Annotated in this window: 15 protein-coding genes; 11 read left to right on the top strand and 4 right to left on the bottom strand. The window is 62.3% G+C overall.

Annotation, left to right across the window (positions count from 1 at the left end):
* The coding region (locus KF827_RS11040; protein ID WP_291004943.1) for a YjbE family putative metal transport protein at positions 1-536 on the top strand (536 nt) is incomplete at its 5' end.
* 70 nt (positions 537-606) lie between these two features.
* Here the strand turns inward: KF827_RS11040 and KF827_RS11045 are convergent.
* The gene (locus tag KF827_RS11045) at positions 607-1,566 is read right to left on the bottom strand and encodes a response regulator (protein ID WP_291004946.1); all 960 of its coding nucleotides are present in this window, start codon (positions 1,564-1,566) and stop codon (positions 607-609) included.
* Positions 1,567-1,711: 145 nt separating this feature from the next.
* Positions 1,712-4,294, bottom strand: coding sequence for an ATP-dependent helicase HrpB (gene hrpB / locus KF827_RS11050; protein WP_291004949.1), 2,583 nt, complete (start codon positions 4,292-4,294; stop codon positions 1,712-1,714).
* A 100-nt stretch (positions 4,295-4,394) separates the two neighbouring features.
* Between hrpB and KF827_RS11055 the strand changes: the two genes are divergently transcribed.
* From KF827_RS11055 to KF827_RS11080, 6 genes are all read left to right on the top strand, one after another.
* Entirely contained in the window at positions 4,395-5,315 is a 921-nt protein-coding gene (locus KF827_RS11055; protein WP_291004952.1) for a DMT family transporter, read from the top strand.
* Between the two features lie 184 nt (positions 5,316-5,499).
* Positions 5,500-6,255, top strand: coding sequence for an ABC transporter ATP-binding protein (locus tag KF827_RS11060; RefSeq protein ID WP_291004955.1), 756 nt, complete (start codon positions 5,500-5,502; stop codon positions 6,253-6,255).
* The gene (locus KF827_RS11065) at positions 6,248-6,952 is read left to right on the top strand and encodes an ABC transporter ATP-binding protein (RefSeq protein WP_291004957.1); all 705 of its coding nucleotides are present in this window, start codon (positions 6,248-6,250) and stop codon (positions 6,950-6,952) included. Before KF827_RS11060 ends, KF827_RS11065 begins: the two co-directional genes overlap by 8 nt.
* Positions 6,953-6,978: 26 nt before the next feature.
* Positions 6,979-8,187, top strand: coding sequence for an ABC transporter substrate-binding protein (locus KF827_RS11070; RefSeq protein ID WP_291004960.1), 1,209 nt, complete (start codon positions 6,979-6,981; stop codon positions 8,185-8,187).
* A gap of 217 nt (positions 8,188-8,404) precedes the next feature.
* A complete protein-coding gene (locus KF827_RS11075; protein WP_291004963.1) occupies positions 8,405-9,286 on the top strand; it encodes a branched-chain amino acid ABC transporter permease in 882 nt (293 codons plus the stop codon).
* A gap of 10 nt (positions 9,287-9,296) precedes the next feature.
* Positions 9,297-10,223 (top strand): branched-chain amino acid ABC transporter permease, encoded by a 927-nt coding sequence (locus KF827_RS11080; RefSeq protein WP_291004966.1) that lies wholly within the window; start codon positions 9,297-9,299, stop codon positions 10,221-10,223.
* A gap of 13 nt (positions 10,224-10,236) precedes the next feature.
* Here the strand turns inward: KF827_RS11080 and rfbA are convergent, their stop codons facing one another.
* Positions 10,237-11,109, bottom strand: coding sequence for a glucose-1-phosphate thymidylyltransferase RfbA (rfbA, locus tag KF827_RS11085; protein ID WP_291004969.1), 873 nt, complete (start codon positions 11,107-11,109; stop codon positions 10,237-10,239).
* A 7-nt stretch (positions 11,110-11,116) separates the two neighbouring features.
* On the bottom strand, positions 11,117-12,172 hold the full coding sequence (gene rfbB / locus KF827_RS11090; protein ID WP_291004972.1) for a dTDP-glucose 4,6-dehydratase: 1,056 nt from the start codon (positions 12,170-12,172) through the stop codon (positions 11,117-11,119).
* Between the two features lie 109 nt (positions 12,173-12,281).
* Here rfbB and uvrB point away from each other — a divergent pair, with 109 nt between their 5' ends.
* The 4 genes from uvrB (at position 12,282) to uvrC (ending at position 18,055) form a co-directional block, all read left to right on the top strand.
* Positions 12,282-14,516 carry an excinuclease ABC subunit UvrB gene (gene uvrB / locus KF827_RS11095; RefSeq protein WP_291004975.1) on the top strand — a complete coding sequence of 745 codons (2,235 nt, stop codon included), beginning with the start codon at positions 12,282-12,284 and terminating at the stop codon, positions 14,514-14,516.
* Positions 14,513-15,289 (top strand): SDR family oxidoreductase, encoded by a 777-nt coding sequence (locus tag KF827_RS11100; protein ID WP_291004978.1) that lies wholly within the window; start codon positions 14,513-14,515, stop codon positions 15,287-15,289. Before uvrB ends, KF827_RS11100 begins: the two co-directional genes overlap by 4 nt.
* Position 15,290: 1 nt before the next feature.
* Positions 15,291-15,725, top strand: a complete 435-nt coding sequence (gene folB, locus KF827_RS11105) for a dihydroneopterin aldolase (protein WP_291004981.1) — start codon at positions 15,291-15,293, stop codon at positions 15,723-15,725.
* Positions 15,726-16,066: 341 nt separating this feature from the next.
* Entirely contained in the window at positions 16,067-18,055 is a 1,989-nt protein-coding gene (uvrC, locus tag KF827_RS11110; protein ID WP_291004984.1) for an excinuclease ABC subunit UvrC, read from the top strand.
* The last annotated feature ends 63 nt before the right edge of the window (positions 18,056-18,118 follow it).

Here is an 18,118-nt window from a genome sequence, read left to right on the forward strand (position 1 = left end):
TCGGCATGGCGGTGGCCGGCCTGGCGCCCAATGAGCGCGGCAAGATCATCTTCTACGGCATTCTGGCCGCCACATTGCTGCGCATCATGTTCGCCGCTGTGGCGGTGCAGTTGCTCTCGATCATCGGCCTCACCCTGGCCGGCGGCCTGCTGCTGCTCTGGGTGAGCTGGAAGATGTGGCGCGAATTGCGCGCCCACGCCAAGGCCGATGGCCAGGCGGAAGATGCCGATACCGGCAAGCCCGCCCCCAAGAGCAAGCGCGAGGCAATCACCCAGATCGTGATGGCCGACGTGTCGATGTCGCTCGACAATGTGCTGGCGGTGGCCGGCGCCGCCCGCGACCATCCTTATATCCTGGCATTCGGCCTGGTGCTTTCCATCGCCCTGATGGCGATGGCATCGAAGCTGATCGCGCGTCTGCTCGACCGCTATCACTGGATCGCCTATATCGGCCTGCTGATCATCTTCTACGTGGCCTTGCGGATGATCTGGGATGGCGGATTCCAGGTTTACGATGTGGTGGGCGGCAATAAATAAGCCGCCCCTCACCTGCCGCTTCGTCCAGCAATAGCGCGCAGCTAACCGACCCGCGCGCGATACCGCGCAGCTAACCGACCCGCGCGCGATACCGCGCGACGGCAGACGCGACTTCGTTGGCCAATTGGCCGGCCTCGCGTCCCGGGTTGAAAAACGCCAGCACGGCATTTGCCAGCGCCTGCAGCAGATCCAGCGGCTTGCTGCCTTCCGGGGTTTTCGGATCGGGCAGTTCATTGGCCGCCAGCCGGCGGGCGGTGGATAGCAGCGGCTCGCAGATCTTGCCCACATGGGCCACGTCGCTGCCGGCCACGCGACGTGAAATCTCATCCACCGACTCGATCAGGTCGCGCAACAAGCCCCGGATGCGATCATCCACCCGGCCCTCGCGGAAGGCTGGCACCACCTGCTGGGCGGAAAAGGCAATACGGAAGGCCGATTGCCGCAAACGCTGCAAACGCACCTGCTCGTTGGCCTGCTGCACCGCGTCGCGTATCGCCGTGGTATCCACCGGCTCGCCACGCAGTTTGGCCAGCAGCGGATTGGGCGGTTGAATCAGCGGCGCACTGTTTCCATCGCGCGCCGAGGCCTTGCGCCGGTCCGGCCCGATATAATCGGCGGTCACCACGAAAGGCTTGCGCGCCAGCGCCAGCGCCTCGATACGCTCCACCAGGGTTTTGGTGTTGACCGGCTTCACCAGCAGATCGTCGGCGCCGGCATTCACCGCGCGGCGCACATTGGTGCTTTCCGCATCCCAGGTGGTGAGGATCACCGGCAGAAACGGATTGTCGCCCAGCAGGCCATGGCGCAAGCCATGCACCGTGGCGCAGGCATCGCCCTCAGGCATCTCGATTTCCATCAGGATCACATCAGGCTGCACAATATGCAGCAGATCGGTGAAGCCCACCATGCTGTCGAATTCACGCAGCTTGAGGAACCCAGCGCCCAGCAGGGCCTGACGATAGAGATTGCGCATCGCCGACTTGCCGTCGCCGAACAGGATGCTGATATCGCGGCGGAATTCCGGTTTCATGCAAGACCGAGCTTAACGCCTACGCCTGCCCACAACAAGTATGGGTTCTGCAATCGGCTCGCAGCAAATATCGATGCGATATGTATCCAGGCCGGCATATAGAATCGATCATAGACATACCAATGACAAACACTCGCTCTGGTGTTTAACGCGCGCGCGGCTTTGCGCGTGCGGTCGGCGCTGCATTGGCGGGATCTTCCGGCCATTCATGCTTGGGATACTGGCCGCGCATCTCGGCACGCACGCTGCGATAGCTGGATTGCCAGAAGCCGGCGAGATCGGCTGTCACCTGCAAGGGCCGGCGTGCAGGCGACAGCAGATGCAGTAAAAGTTTCATCCGGCCGCCGGCAATGCTGGGAGTTTCACGCTCGCCAAACATTTCCTGCAAACGCACGGCCAGCACCGGCATGTCGCCGGCCGCATAATCGATGGCAAGCGCATTGCCGGTGGGCACGATCCAATGGGTTGGCGCTTCCGCATCCAGCAATTTCCGTTCGGCGTAGTTCAAACGGCCGGTAAGCGCGGCATGCAGATCGATACCGGCAAGCTGCGACAGCTTGCCAAGGCCATCGAGATAAGGCGACAGCCAGTCATCCAGTCCTTCAAGCAAGGCCGCATCGCTGCAATCGGGCCAGTTTGCGGCCTGCGGCAGCGTGCGGCGCAACAGCGCCACGCGGGCCTGCCATTGCCGCAGGCCGGCGGTCCAGGGCAGGGCATCCAGCCCGGCCTTGCGAATGCCTTCCAGCAAAGCGGCGCGCAGGGCATCGGGATCCGGCTTATCGAGCATGCGTTCCTTCAGCACCAGGGCGCCCAGCCGGCGCTGGCGCCGCGCAAGCACCGCCTTCTCACGATCATCCCAGACCACGCTTTCAGTGGTCTGGATCGCATCGCCCAATTCGGCCTCGATCTCGGCTTCGCTCAAAGGCGCGGCGAGATAAACCCGCGCATCCGCCTGCGCCCCATCCAATTCGCCGATTGCCAGATAGGGCTCGCGGCATAACGCATCCAGTTCATCCAGCCGCGCGCCGCGACCGCCGCTCATCAGATAGCTGCCGGCCTGCTGGCCGCGCTTCTTCGCCACGCGATCGGGATAAGCCAGCGCCAGCAGCAGGCCGGTCGCCTCGGTATCGCCATGATGCGGCCTGGCATCGATGCGGCGGCGCCAATCTTCCGCCAGCTTGCGGATCTGCCGCACTGCGCCTTCATCCACCCGCATGCCAGGGGGCACCCGCATGCCATGAGGCACCCGCATGCCATGAGGCGCTGCCTTGCGGTCTGCCCGCAACAGCATATCCAACCGCCAGCGCAGATCGGCATCGCGCGGCCCATGTGGCCCGCCGGAACGAACTATGTCGCGTTCAGACAGCAGCGCCGCCAGCATGCAGGCCAAAGCCCCCAGGCCTTTTGCCTGGCCGCGTATCACCATATGCGCCAGGCGCGGATGCAGCGGCAATTCGGCCATGGCGCGGCCATGGGGCGTGACATTGCCCTCTCCCACGCCGGCATGATCCAACGCGCCGAGATCGTGCAGCAATTTGCGCGCCTGCGCCAAAGCCGGCGCCGGCGGCGGGTCGAGCCAGGGCAAGGCGGCAGCATCGCGCGCGCCCCACACAGCCAGGTCCAAAGCCAAAGGCGCCAGATCGGCATTGGCGATTTCCGGCGCGGAGAATTTTGCCAGGCCGCCATGGGCCGCCTCTGCCCAGAGCCGATAGCAAACACCCGGCGCCACACGACCGGCACGGCCGGCGCGCTGCTCGGCCGAGGCCTGACTGACCTTCACGGTTTCCAGGCCGCTCATGCCGGTGCGCGGCGAAAAGCTGGCCTGGCGCATCAGCCCGGCATCCACCACCACACGCACACCCTCGATGGTGAGGCTGCTCTCGGCGATGCTGGTGGCCAGCACCACCTTGCGCCGACCGGCCGGGCTGGGCTGAATGGCGGCGTCCTGTTCGGCAGGCGACAGATCGCCATAGAGCGGCATCACGCTAACGTTTTCGGGCAAGCCGGCATCCTGCAGGCGCGTCATGGTGCGCCGGATTTCTCCCTGACCGGGGAGAAACACCAACATGTCGCCTTCGGTCTCGCCCATAGCCTGGCGAATGCAATCCGTCGTGGCCTGCTCTATGCGGGTATTTGCGGCAGGCGGGCGCCAGCGAATTTCCACCGGAAAGGCCCGGCCTTCGGCAGTAACCACCGGGGCATCGCCAAGCAGCGCGGCAAAGGGCGCCGCATCCAGGGTGGCCGACATCGCTACCAGCCGCAGATCGGGCCGCAATGCCTGCTGCGCCTCGCGGCAAAGCGCCAGCGCCAGATCGGTTTCCAACCCGCGCTCATGCACTTCGTCGAACAATATCGCGGCCACGCCGCTCAGTTCAGGGTCACGCTGCAGCCGGCGCAGGAATACACCGTCGGTCACCACCTCGATGCGGGTACGCGGCCCCACCTTGCTTTCCAGCCGGACCCGGTAGCCCACGGTTTCCCCTACGGACTCGCCAAGCAGATAGGCCATCCGCCGGGCTGCCATGCGCGCGGCCAGACGACGCGGCTCCAGCATGATGATACTGCGGCCAGACAGCCAGGCTTCGTCCAGCAGCGCCAGCGGAATCAGCGTGGTCTTGCCCGAACCGGGCGGCGCCTGTATGACCAGATTAGGCAACGCCGGATCGGGGCCTGCCAAATCTGGGCTTGCCAGATCTGGCTTTGCCAGGGCTGCCTGGATCGCCGGCACCGTCGCCTCAATAGGCAGGACATGGGAGAGTTGCAGTTTTCGCAATGCTCGGAACCGTAATTATCCTGGATACTGCCGATTCATAATCCGCCGGGGTTTCATGTCCGACATACCTTTTGCCATGAATCAGAGCAGCCGCATGCTGCTTCTGAAAGCCATGGGTTTGATGCTGATTGCCACATTATGCTTCAGTTGCATGCATGCAACGGTGGCCAAGCTGACGCAAGAGCTTCACCCCTTCCAGGTCGCCTTCTTCCGCAACGTTTTCGGCCTGCTGGCCTTGATGCCGCTGCTGATCCGTAGCCGTTTCACCGCCCTGCGCACGAAAAAGATCGGCCTGCATGCCCTGCGCGGCGTGGTGAATGGCTGTTCGATGCTGCTGTTCTTCACCAGCCTGAGCATGATCCCGCTGGCCGAGGTGACCGCGCTATCCTATGCCGCGCCGCTTTTCGTTACCATCGGCGCCGTTGTGGTGCTGGGCGAACGCATCCGTGCCCGCCGCATCGCCGCCCTGCTCATTGGCATTCTCGGCATGCTTGTCATCCTGCGGCCGGGCTTTGCCGAGATCGGCCTGGGGCAGATGCTGATCCTGGGCGCCACCGTGCTATGGGCGATTTCGATGATCGATATCAAGATTCTTGCCCGCACGGATTCCAGCCTCACCATCTCCACCTACATGCTGGTTTTCGCGATTCCGATTTCATTCGGTGTATCGCTGCCGTTCTGGCAGATGCCCAATGCACCGCAATTCATGTTGCTTCTGCTGCTTGGCGTATTGGGTTCGATCGGCCAGGTGCTGTTCACCGAGGCCTTCCGCCATACCGATACCGGGGTGATCATGCCGCTGGAATTCACCAAGCTGATTTTCGCAGCGATTCTCGGCTTCATGATTTTCGGCCAGGTGCCTGATTTCTATACCTGGCTGGGCGGCAGCATCATCTTCGCTTCCACCTGCTATATAGCCTTCCGTGAGCACAAATTAAGCAAAGCGGGCGATCTGGCCGAACCCGCCATCAAATAATCGTTTGATAATGCCGCAAAAATGAACCGATGCAGGATTAATCCCGCTATCGGGCGCATTATTTTTGCCAAAACAGCTATTTACTTCCCCGACTGAATACCGTTACATGACGCTGTCGTCAGGTTTGGAAAACGAACCGGCGGCCAGGGAGTGATACGATATAAAACAAGGATAAGCCGAACCGATGGCGGACGATTATATCCTTACCACAGAGGGTCTTACCAAAGAATTTGCCGGCTTCGTGGCTGTGAAGGACGTGAATCTGAGCGTTCGCCGCCACAGCATTCATGCCCTGATCGGGCCGAATGGCGCCGGCAAGACCACCTGTTTCAACCTGCTGACCAAGTTCCTGCCGCTGAGCAGGGGCCGGATCAGCTATAACGGGCGCGACATCTCCTCGGCCAAGCCGGCGGATATCGCGCGCTCGGGCCTTGTGCGTTCCTTCCAGATTTCTGCGGTGTTCCCGCACCTCACACTGGTGGAAAATGTGCGCATCGCGTTGCAGCGGCCGCTGGGCACCAGCTTCCATTTCTGGCGTTCGGAGCGCAGCCTGGAAAAGCTGAATGCCCGCGCCGAGGAATTGCTCGATGCCGTGGGCCTGAGCGATTTCCGCCATCTCACCGCCGTTGAACTGCCTTACGGCCGCAAGCGCGCGCTGGAAATCGCCACCACCCTGGCGCTCGAGCCGGAAATGATGCTGCTGGACGAGCCGATGGCCGGCATGGGCCACGAGGATATCGAAAAGATTTCCGACCTGATCAAGCGCGTGGCGAAAAACCGCACGGTGCTGATGGTGGAGCATAACCTGTCGGTGGTGGCCAAGCTGTCTGACACCATCACCGTGCTGCGCCGCGGCGAAATCCTCGCCGAAGGCAATTACGAAACGGTCTCGAAGAATCCGGAAGTGATCGAGGCGTATATGGGGACCGGTCATGGCTGAGGCGCAGCTTGTCGTAAAAGACCTGCATGGATTCTACGGCGAGAGCCACATTCTCCATGGCATGGAATTCCATGTGGCAAAGGGCGAGGTTGTCACCCTGCTGGGCCGCAACGGCGCCGGCAAGACCACCACGATGAAGGCCGTGATGGGCATGCTGGCCCAGCGTTCGGGCTCGGTGAGTTTCGAAGGCCAGGAACTGATCCACCTGTCCTCCAACAAGATCGCCCGCATCGGCCTGGCTTTCTGCCCCGAGGAACGCGGCATCTTCTCCAGCCTGAATGTGTATGAGAATCTCACGCTGCCCCCGGTGGTCAAAGGCGGCGGCATGTCGCTGGAGGAAATCTACCAGATCTTCCCCAACCTGAAGGAACGCCTGAAAAGCCAGGGCACCAAGCTATCTGGCGGCGAACAGCAGATGCTGGCCATCGGGCGCATCCTGCGCACCGGCGCAACCTTCCTGCTGCTGGACGAACCCACCGAGGGCCTGGCCCCGGTGATCGTGCAGCAGATTGGCGCAATGATCCGGCTGCTGAAGCAGAAGGGATTCACCGTTTTGCTGGTGGAGCAGAATTTCCGCTTCGCCAGCACGGTGGCTGACCGCCACTATGTGGTGGAACACGGCAAGGTGATCGACATGATTCCGAACGATCAGATTGCCAATAATACCGCAAAACTGGAGCAGTATCTCGGCGTGTAACCAGTTGAAACCCTGAGGAGGAAACAATGCAGATCAAGACCCTTTTCGCCACCACGGCAATCGTGCTGGCCGCCGGTGCCGCCCAGGCGCAAGTCAGCGATGGCGTGATCAAGCTCGGCGTTTTGAATGACCAGTCCGGCCTCTATGCCGACGTGTCCGGCCCCGGCGGCACCTGGGCTGCCCGCAAGGCTGTGGCCGATTCCGGCATCGAGAAGCGCGGCTTCAAGGTGGAAGTGGTTTTCGGCGATCACCAGAACAAGCCCGATATCGGCTCCAACATCGCCCGCCAGTGGTATGACGTGGACAAGGTGGATGCCATCGTGGACGTGCCGACCTCGTCGGTGGCCCTGGCGATCAACCAGATCACCAAGGAAAAGAACAAGGTGTTCATCGGCTCCGGCCCTGCCACCTCCGATCTGACCGGCCCGGCCTGCTCGCCCAACACCGCGCATTGGACCTACGACACCTGGGCGCTGGCCAACGGCACCGGCAAGGCGATCGTGCAGACCGGCGGCAAGAGCTGGTACTTCGTCACCGCCGATTACGCCTTCGGCCATGCGCTGGAGCGCGATACCGGCAATGTGGTGAAGGCCAATGGCGGCACCGTGGTGGGCGCCGTGCGGCACCCCTTCCCGGGCACCGACTTCTCGTCCTTCCTGCTGCAGGCGCAGGCCTCCAAGGCGCAGATCGTGGCGTTCGCCAATGCCGGCGGCGACACCATCAACTCGATCAAGCAGGCGGCTGAATTCGGCATCGTCGAAGGCGGCCAGAAGCTGGCCGGCATGCTGATGTTCATCACCGATGTGCATTCGCTCGGCCTGAAGACCGCCCAGGGCCTGAACTTCACCACCGCCTGGTATTGGGATGCCAACGACAACAACCGCGCATTCGCCAAGGAATTCGCGGCGGCCAATGGCGGCAAGATGCCCACCATGGTGCATGCCGGCATCTATTCCGGCGTGATCCATTACCTGAAGGCCGTGGAAGCGCTGAAGAGCGATGCCGACGGCGTGAAGGTGGTGGACAAGATGAAGGAAATGCCCAGCGACGATAAGCTGTTCGGCAAGGGCACCCTGCGCAAGGATGGCCGTCACGTGCACGACATGTATCTCGTGGAAGTGAAGAAGCCCGGCGAATCGAAGTATGCCTGGGATTATCTCACCGTGAAGAAGACCATCCCCGCCGCAGAAGCTTTCCGCCCGATGGCAGAAGGCAATTGCCCGCTGGTGAAGTAATCGCGTAACGGGGCCGCCGGGCAACCGGCGGCCCTGCTTTCCGCACGCGCCTTATGGCGGCGGGCCAGGTTTCAAGCCCATCCGGCCCGCCCCCATAAGACGCCGAAAAGGCCCAGCATGGTGCTAACCGATACGGTGCCAACCGATACGGTGCCAACCAGTACGGGCTAAAAGGCGACGTGTTTAACAGGGACCAAAACAAGGGGACGCTTCAGCGATGTTCGAGCTGATCGGCATACCGCCACAGGCCTTGTTCGGGCAGCTATTGCTCGGACTGATCAACGGCGCCTTCTATTCGATGTTGAGTCTCGGCCTGGCCGTGATCTTCGGCCTGCTGAACGTGATCAACTTCACCCACGGCGCGCAATACATGATGGGCGCCTTCGTGGCCTGGATGCTGCTCAACTGGCTGGGTATTCCCTATTGGGGTGCACTGCTCCTGGCGCCGATCATCGTGGCGGCTTTCGGTATGGTGCTGGAGCGCCTGCTGCTGCGCCGGCTGTATCACCTCGACCATCTCTACGGCCTGCTGCTTACCTTCGGCCTGGCGTTGATCGTGGAAGGCCTGTTCCGCAAAGCCTTCGGCTCGTCGGGCCTGCCTTATGAAAATCCGATCCCCGGCGGCCAGCGTCTGCCCTTCATGTTCCTGCCCAATTACCGCGCCTGGGTGGTGGTGGCCTCGCTGATCGTCTGCCTCGGCACCTGGTACATGATCGAACGCACCAAGCTTGGCTCGTATCTGCGCGCCGCCACCGAGAAGCCGGAACTGGTGCAGGCCTTCGGCATCAACGTGCCGCGCATGATCACCCTCACCTATGGCTTCGGCGTAGGCTTGGCCGCTTTGGCCGGCGTGATGGCAGCACCGATCTACAATGTGAACCCCACGATGGGATCCAACTTGATCATCGTGGTGTTTGCGGTGGTGGTGATCGGCGGCATGGGCTCGATCATGGGTTCCATCGTCACCGGCTTCACCCTGGGTCTGATCGAGGGATTGACCAAGGTATTCTATCCCGAGGCATCGAGTACGGTGATCTTCATCATCATGGCCATCGTGCTGATGATAAAGCCGGCCGGCCTGTTCGGCACCCCGAAGTGAGGCTGGCATCATGAAGCTGCGTGAAACTCATATTTTCGCCGCCCTGCTGGCCCTGCTGCTGGTGGCGCCCGCCATCGTCTATCCGGTCTTTCTGATGAAGGTGCTGTGCTTTGCGCTGTTCGCATGCGCCTTCAATCTGCTGATCGGCTATGTCGGCCTGCTCTCGTTCGGCCATGCCATGTTCTTCGGCGGCGCCGCCTATATCAGCGCCTATGTGGTGAAAAGCTGGGGCTGGTCGCCGGAATTCGGCATCCTGGCCGGCACGGCTGTGGCTGCCGCTTTGGGCCTGGTGGCCGGCCTCATCGCCATCCGTCGCCAGGGCATCTATTTTGCCATGGTAACCCTGGCGCTGGCGCAGATGGTGTTTTTCTTCTGCCTGCAGACCAAATTCACCGGCGGCGAAGACGGCATCCAGGCCGTGCCGCGCCGTGCGGTTTTCGGCTTCATCGAAACCACCAACGACCTGCATTTCTATTACGTGGTGCTGGCTGTCTTCGTGATCGGCTTCACCATCATCCACCGCACCATCCACTCGCCGTTCGGCCAGGTGCTGAAGGCGATCCGCGAAAACGAGCCCCGCGCCGTGTCGCTGGGCTATCGGGTGGATCGTTACAAGCTGCTGGCCTTCGTGCTGTCCGCCGCCCTGGCCGGCATGGCGGGCGCCACCAAGGCGCTGGTATTCCAGCTTGCCTCGCTCACCGACGTGGCCTGGCAGATGTCGGGCGAAGTGGTGTTGATGACCCTGGTGGGCGGTATGGGCACCATCCTGGGCCCTGCCGTGGGGGCCGCCGTGATCGTGACCATGCAGAATTATCTGGCCGGCTTCGCCGAATATGTGCTGGTGATCCAGGGCGCGATCTTCGTGGTGGTGGTGATGGCCTTCCGCCGCGGTATCGTCGGCGAACTCATCGGCTGGTGGCAAAAGCGCAACGCCTGAACCGCATGCAATCTCAGCCGGCCTGATTCAATATCCGGCTGAGATACTGCGCATAGGCGTTGTTCTTGTAGAAGGCGATGCGGCGTTCCACCTGCGCCCGGTCGATGAAGCCCAGCCGCCAAGCCACTTCCTCGGGCACCGCAATCTTCAAACCCTGGCGCTTTTCCACCGTGGCCATGAAATTGGCCGCATCCAGCAGGCTGTCGGGCGTGCCGGTATCCAGCCAGGCGAAGCCACGGCCGAATTTCTCCACGCTCAACTGGCCGCGCGCCAGATAGGCATTGTTGAGATCGGTGATTTCCAGTTCGCCGCGTTTGCTGGGTTTCAGCGCAGCCGCGATATCGCTCACCTGGTTGTCGTAGAAATACAGGCCGGTTACGGCCCAGTTGGTGGGCGCCGGATTGGGCTTTTCGATGATCGCCTTCACGCCGCCTTGCGCATCCAGATCCAACACGCCGTAACGTTCCGGATCGGCCACCCAATAGCCGAACACCGTGGCGCCCTGCTCGCGGCTGGCCGCACGGCGCAGAATGTCGCCGAAGCCTTCGCCGTAGAAGATGTTGTCGCCCAGCACCAGGGCAGCATGGTCGCCGGCCAGAAAATCGCGGCCGATCAGAAAGGCCTGGGCGATGCCGTTGGGCTCGGGCTGCACGGCATATTGGATATTCACGCCCCATTGGCTGCCATCCTGCAGCAGATCGCTGAAGGCTGCCTGGTCGCGCGGCGTGGTGATGATCAGGATGTCGCGGATGCCGGCCAGCATCAGCGTGGTGAGCGGATAGAACACCATCGGCTTGTCGTAGACCGGCAGCAATTGCTTGCTCACCACCGAGGTGGCGGGATGCAGACGCGAGCCGGTGCCGCCGGCCAGCACGATACCCTTCATGGTTTCCTCATCCCTGCTTTGCCAGACCGATACGGTCGCGGTCGTAATGCTTGCCGGCGCGCTCGCACCAGGCGCGGTTTTCCAGATACCATTTCACCGTCTGGCGCAGGCCGGAGGTGACATCATAAACCGGCTTCCAGCCCAATTCGCTCTCGCATTTGCCGGGATCGATGGCATAGCGGGAATCATGGCCCGGCCGGTCGGTGACATAGCGGATGAATTCGGCGTATTTGCGGCCCGTGGGCTGCGGCGCGAAATCATCCAGCAGCGCGCAGATGGTATGCACCAGCTCCAGATTGCGCCGGGTGCCGCGCGCCCCGATCAGATAGGTTTCGCCCACACGGCCTTTCGCCATCACCTGGCGCAAGGCGGCGGCGTGATCATCCACATGGATCCAATCGCGGATCTGGTCGCCCTTGCCATAGACCGGCAGCGGACGGCCTTCCAGGGCATTCAGGATCATCAGCGGAATCAGCTTTTCCGGAAACTGATACGGCCCGTAATTGTTGCCGCAATTGGTCACCAGGATCGGCAGGCCATAGGTGCGGCCGAAAGCGCGTGCCAGATGATCGGAGGCAGCCTTGCTGGCGGCATAGGGCGAATTCGGTTTGTAGGGGCTGGCCTCGGTGAAGAATTCGTCCGGCTCGGCATCGCCATAGACTTCGTCGGTGGAAACCTGCAGATGCCGGAACGCCGCCTTGCCGGCATCGTCCAGACCGCGCCAATATTCAACGGCGGCTTCCAGCAGCACCAGGCTGCCGGTCACATTGGTTTCGATGAAGGCTGCCGGGCTGTCGATGGAACGATCCACATGGCTTTCGGCGGCCAGGTGATACACGGCTTTCGGTTTCACTTCGGCATAAAGCGCACGGATCGCCGCACGGTCGCAGATATCGATACGCTCGAAACGGTGCAGCGCGGGCTGCTTCAGGTCGGCCAGGTTATCCAGGTTGCCGGCATAGGTGAGCTTATCCACCGTCACCACCGACTCGCCCGCCGCATTAAGCTGGCGGACCAGGGCCGAACCGATAAATCCGGCACCGCCGGTAACGATCACTGTCATGGCAATTTTCCTTGCTTTCCCACAGATATACCCATGCAATTGCGGCGAAGAAAGGGCCAGAACGCGTCAGGCACTGGCAAGCCGCGCCGGCCCGCGCCATATTCCCGCCATGGCCAAGCCCGCTACAGCATCCACCGTCGAGCGAGAAATCGAAGACCCGGACGTTTTCGCCGATGCGAATTTCCCGGATTTCGTGCCGCATCGCCCGGAACGCCCGGAAAAGAGCCAGGGCGGCATCGCCTATGACCTGCAGGCCCCCTACCAGCCTTCCGGCGACCAGCCCACCGCCATCGCGGAACTGACCGAGGGGGTTGTGGGCGGCGAGCGCGACCAGGTGCTGCTGGGTGTCACCGGCTCGGGCAAGACCTTCAGCATGGCCCAGGTGATCGCCCGCACCGGCCGGCCCGCCCTGGTGCTGGCGCCGAACAAGACCCTGGCCGCCCAGCTTTATGGCGAGATGAAAAATTTCTTCCCCAACAACGCGGTGGAGTATTTCGTCTCCTATTACGATTACTACCAGCCGGAAGCCTATGTGGCCCGCACCGACACCTATATCGAAAAAGATTCGGCGGTGAACGAGCAGATCGACCGCATGCGCCACTCGGCCACCCGCGCCCTGTTGGAGCGCGACGATGTGATCGTGGTGGCCTCGGTTTCCTGCATCTACGGTATCGGTTCGGTGGAAACCTATTCCGAAATGACCCTGCCGCTGAAGGCCGGGCAGATCATCGACCGCGACACATTGCTGCGCCGCCTGGTGGATCTGCAATATCGCCGCAACGATGCCGCCTTCCAGCGCGGCGCCTTCCGCGTGCGCGGCGATGGCATCGAAATCTTCCCATCGCATATGGAAGACCGCGCCTGGCGGCTTTCGCTGTTCGGCGACGAGTTGGAAAGCATCGTGGAATTCGATCCGCTGACCGGCGAGCGCAGCGCCACGATGGAAAGCGTGAAACTCTTCGCCAACAGCCATTACGTGACGCCGAAGCCCACGCTGCAACAGGCGGTGGAGCAGATCAAGGTGGACCTCAAGCTGCGGCTGGACGAACTGGCCAAGCAGAACCGCCTGCTGGAAATGCAGCGGTTGGAACAGCGCACGACCTTCGATATCGAAATGATGATCGCCACCGGCGCCTGTGCCGGCATCGAAAATTATTCACGCTATCTCACCGGCCGCCCGCCCGGCGCGCCGCCGCCCACGCTGTTTGAATATCTGCCGGAAAACGCCATCCTGTTCGTGGATGAAAGCCATGTGACCGTGCCGCAAATCGGTGGCATGTTTCGCGGCGACTTCCGGCGCAAGGCCACGCTGGCGGAATATGGCTTCCGCCTGCCCTCCTGCATCGACAACCGGCCGCTACGATTCCGCGAATGGGAAAGCCTGCGACCGCAAACCGTGTTCGTTTCCGCCACGCCCGGTAAATGGGAGATGGAGCGCACCGGCGGCGTGTTCACCGAACAGGTGATCCGCCCGACCGGGCTTATCGATCCGGAAACCGAAATCCGCCCGGTGGAGCATCAGGTGGACGACCTGCTGAGCGAGGCGCGCAAGACCATCGCCAAGGGCTATCGCGTGCTGGTGACCACCCTGACCAAGCGCATGGCGGAAGACCTGACCGAATACCTCACCGATGCCGGCCTGAAAGTGCGCTATCTGCATTCCGATATCGACACGCTGGAACGCATCGAAATCCTGCGCGATCTGCGGCTGGGGGCGTTCGACGTGCTGATCGGCATCAACCTGCTGCGCGAGGGCCTCGATATTCCCGAATGCGGGCTGGTGGCCATCCTGGATGCCGACAAGGAAGGCTTTCTGCGCAGCGAAACCTCTTTGATCCAGACCATCGGCCGCGCCGCACGCAACGTGGATGGCCATGTCGTCCTCTATGCCGACAAGATGACCAACAGCATGAAGCGCGCGCTGGACGAAACCGCCCGCCGCCGCGCCAAGCAACAGGCCTATAATGCCGAACACGGCATCACGCCGGAAAGTGTGCGCAAACAGATCGGCGACATCCTGCAAAGCGTGTACGAGCATGACCATTACACAGTGGATGTGGAACATGCCAAGGATGGCCATCTGGTGGGCCATAACCTGAAGGCCTATCTGGCCGACCTGGATAAACGCATGCGCGAGGCCGCCGGCAACCTGGAATTCGAGGAAGCCGCCCGTCTGCGCGATGAAATCAAACGGCTGGAAATGAGCGAACTGGAACTCGGCGGCAGCGTGGCGGTGAAACCCATGGGGTTGGCCGAGGACGGCGCCAAATACAGCGCCCCCGCGCCGCGCTCCACCGCCGGCAAGGCGGGCAGCCGCCGCACCTATCGGGGCCGCAAGAAATGACGCGCACCACACCCACAAGAAACGCCCTCGTTACCGGCGGCGCGGTGCGCATCGGCCGCGCCATCAGTCTTGCCCTGGCCGCGCGCGGCTATGGCGTGGCGGTGCATTACAACACCTCGCGCACCGCAGCCGATGCGCTGGTGGCCGAGATTGCCGGCAAGGGCGGCCGCGCCATGGCCGTGCAAGCCGATCTGCGCGATATCGCCGCCTGTCAGGCTTTGCTGCCGCTTGCACAGCAGGCGCTGGGGCCGATCGACATCTTGGTGAACAACGCTTCGCTGTTTGAATACGACAATATCCAGAGCGCCACGCCGGAAAGCTGGGCGATGCATATGGATGCCAATCTGCGGGCGCCGTTCTTTCTCAGCCAGGCCTTCGCCGCCGCTTTGCCGGACGATCGCAAGGGCGATATCGTCAACATCATCGACCAGCGGGTGTGGCGCCTCACGCCGCATTTCGCCAGCTATACGCTGTCGAAATCCGCGCTCTGGAGTCTGACCCAGACCCTGGCCATGGCGCTGGCGCCGCGCATCCGGGTGAATGGCATCGGACCGGGCCCGGTGCTGCCTTCCACGCGCCAAAGCGCCGAACAATTCGCCCGGCAATGGGCTTCCACGCCGCTGCAACGCGGGGCAGCGCCGGAAGAGATTGCCGCAGGCCTGCTATTCCTGCTTGACGCGCCGGCCATGACCGGCCAAATGATCGCCCTCGATGGCGGCCAGCACCTGCCCTGGCCGCCGCCCACGGGGCATAGCCGCGACCCGGAGGAATGACATGACCATTCACGACCGCGCCCGGGCCGCCTGGAGCGACATCCCGCTGCCCAATGTGCCGGAAAGCTTCCGCCGCGTCTTCGTGCGCGAATTGCGCCTGCCCGCCCGCATCGGCGTGTATGCGGAAGAAAAACTGCGGCCGCAGGATGTGATCATCGACCTCGAGCTTTGGGTGCGCGAAACCCCGCAAGCCGCCATAGGTGGCAATGGCCCGCTCGATTACGCCGACGTGGTTTGTTATGACGGCCTGGTGCAGCGCACCAAGGCCCTGCTGGCCGAGGGCCATATCGATCTGGTTGAAACCATGGCCGAGCGCCTGGCCGCGCTTTGCCTGGAAGATTCTCGCGTTCGCCGTGTACGGGTTTGCGTGGAAAAACCCGCTGCAATACCAGAGGCTGCCGGCGCCGGCGTCGAGATCGAAAGATACCGCCGTTAAGAAAAGAAAGATTCCGTTACAGCCCTGCTATTAGGCCTTGACTCTGGCTGGGATTTCGAGTTGCCGGAACGATGTTGTGCACAGGCAAAATTACCCGCAGCCGGCATGTAACGCTGTGATGACGAACCCGTGATGGTCTGTGGATAAGCACAGAAAATCGTTATGCATCATTGCGCTATAATCACCAACGCAGACGCCGCTTCGGCTTTGGGGCGAGCATTTTGCGCCGCACTCGTCAAATTGAGTCAAGTTTCCCCACAAAGTTATCCACAGGCTTGGGGCGCTTTGCTCAAAGCTGTGGAATCATTAGGTTTTCACATGTGGATGAAGGAGTCGGACGGGTGAGCGGCACTGATCACGAAGCCGATGCGCCGCTGCTGGCAGGCGCCGGAGTGATCCAGGCGGCATTGAAGACATTGCCCGCCGGCCCCGGCGTGTATCGCATGTTCGATGCCGAGGGCGTGCTGCTTTATATCGGCAAGGCACGCAGCCTGAAAAAGCGCGTGACCAACTACACCAAGCTGGCGGGCCTGAGCATCCGCATCCAGCGCATGGTGCATCGCGTGGCGCGGCTGGACGTGACGGTCACCCATACCGAAGCCGAGGCTTTGCTGCTTGAAGCCAACCTGATCAAGAAGCTGCAGCCGATCTACAATATCCTGCTGAAGGACGACAAATCCTTCCCCTACATCATGATCGGTCGCGACCATGATTTCCCGCGCATCGAGAAGCATCGCGGCGCGCGCGATGCAGCGGGGGATTATTTCGGCCCGTTTGCTTCCACCGGCGCGGTGAACACCATGATGCACACGCTGGCCCGCGCCTTTCCGCTGCGTACCTGCTCCGACAGCGAATTCGCCGGCCGCGCGCGCCCCTGCCTGCAATATCAGATCAAACGCTGCCGTGCGCCCTGCGTAGGCCGCATCGATGCACCGGGCTATGCGCGCATATTGGGCGAGGCGAAGGATTTTCTGTCCGGCCGCAATCGCGGCTTGCTCAGCGAATGGCAGGCCCGCATGCAGACGGCGTCGGACGCGCTGGATTTCGAACAGGCCGCGGAATTGCGCGACCGTATCCGCGCGCTGGCCTATATCAGCCAGAAGCAGGATGTCAGCCTGGTCGATCTGGGCGATGCCGACGTGATTGCGGCAGTTACCGAAGGCGGCAATGTCTGTGTGCAGGTGGTGTTCTTCCGCGCCGGACAGAATTTCGGCAACCATGCCTATTTCCCCGCCCATGCCCGCGATGCCGAGGTGAGCGATGTGCTGGATGCCTTTATCGGCCAGTTCTATGCCGAGCGCGAACCGCCCAAGCTGGTGCTGATCAGCGATCCGGTGGAAGGCGCTGCATTGATCCAGGATGCGTTGAGCCTGCATGCCGGCCATCGCGTGGAACTGCATTGCCCGCAGCGCGGCGGCAAACGCGACCTTGTGGAGCATGCGCTGGACAATGCCCGCGACGCCCTGCGGCGACGGCTGGCGGAATCCGCAACGCAGCAAAAATTGCTGGCCGGCGTGGCAGAGATCTTTGGCCTGGAAGCGCCGCCGCGCCGCATCGAAGTATACGACAACAGCCATATCCAGGGCCGCCATGCCGTGGGCGGCATGATCGTTTCCGGCCCTGAAGGCCTGCGCAAGAACGCTTATCGCAAATTCAATATCCGCAGCGAAGACATCACGCCCGGCGACGATTACGGCATGATGCGCGAGGTGCTGACCCGCCGCTTTCAGCGCCTGCTGAAAGCCCGCGATGCATCAGAAGCGGAGGCTGCGGAAGCGGAGGCTGTGGAAGCGGAGGCTGCGGAAGCGGAGGCTGCGGAAACGCCGGCGATAGAGCCCGATGCCGATATCCCGGATACGGATGCCCCGCAGCCGGAGATCGACTGGCCCGATCTGATCCTGGTGGATGGCGGCAAGGGCCAGCTTGCTGCGGCGCAGCAGGTGTTGCAGGAATTGGGAATCCCCGAACAGCCGGTGGCCGCGATTGCCAAGGGGCCCGAGCGCAATGCCGGCCGCGAAGTGTTTTTCATGCCGGGCCGCGAGCCCTTCATGCTGGAAGCACGGCATCCGGTGTTGTTTTTCCTGCAGCGTCTGCGTGATGAGGCGCATCGTTTCGCCATCGGCACGCATCGCGCGAAACGCAGCAAGGATCAGTTCCGGTCGCCGCTGGATGAGATAGCCGGCATCGGCGCCGCGCGCAAAAAAGCCTTGCTGCTGCATTTCGGATCGGCCAAGAGCGTGGCGCAGGCCGGGCTGGCCGACCTGGAAGCCGTGGGCGGAATTTCCAAAACCGTGGCGAAAAAGGTTTACGACCATTTTCATGGCGGTTGAATTCCCGCTCCCCACGCCCCAAATCTTGTGTCCGGGGTCTTGTATCCGGGCCGGCCAAACGCT

It is taken from the genome of Ferrovibrio sp., from assembly GCF_019636075.1.
GTDB lineage: Bacteria > Pseudomonadota > Alphaproteobacteria > Ferrovibrionales > Ferrovibrionaceae > Ferrovibrio.